This window comes from Lentimicrobium sp. S6 (assembly GCF_013166635.1).
Lineage (GTDB): Bacteria > Bacteroidota > Bacteroidia > Bacteroidales > UBA12170 > UBA12170.
This window is the reverse complement of the sequence record NZ_JABKBZ010000281.1, coordinates 1-494: the sequence shown is the minus strand read 5'-3', so window position 1 is coordinate 494 and position 494 is coordinate 1. Positions and strand designations below refer to the sequence as shown.

1 protein-coding gene is annotated in these 494 nt (G+C 40.3%); it reads right to left on the bottom strand.

Going from position 1 to position 494, the window contains the following annotated elements; translation table 11 throughout:
• Nucleotides 1–494, bottom strand: a 494-nt coding sequence (locus HNS40_RS22735; RefSeq protein WP_172284988.1) for a hypothetical protein, incomplete at both ends; no start/stop codon positions are given.

Here is a 494-nt window from a genome sequence, read left to right as displayed (position 1 = left end):
ACTTCTTTCTCATTAGAAAACTCCTCTATATCACATTTATTGAGGATTCCTGTTTTTAGATTGACTTGTCCTTCGTATGTTGGGTTCCATGTGATAATGGCAGTATCTTTTTGGTTTAGGATAGTTCCAGAGCTTTCTGGCTGTAGATACCAGTTGATTTCTTGGCTCTCATCTTCTAGTGTGGTAGTGAAAATGGTTTGTGTATTGCTGGCAGAACAAAGGCTATCGGGACCTGTAATGTCTGCTATAATGAGGGGAGGGTAAACAATAATTTCTTTGGGTGCGGAGTAGGCACTCTCGCCATACTCGTTTACTGCTCTTACTTGTAGCCAAGCGGTATCTTGAAAATTGGGGTTCCAAGCAATTAAGACACTATCGTGCATTTCTGTGATTTCTCCAGCCTCCTCAGGTATTAATAACCATTGGGTTTCCATGGTGTCTATTACTAAATCTGTGCTGTAGTAAGTTTCTGTTTCTGTGCTTAAACAAACACT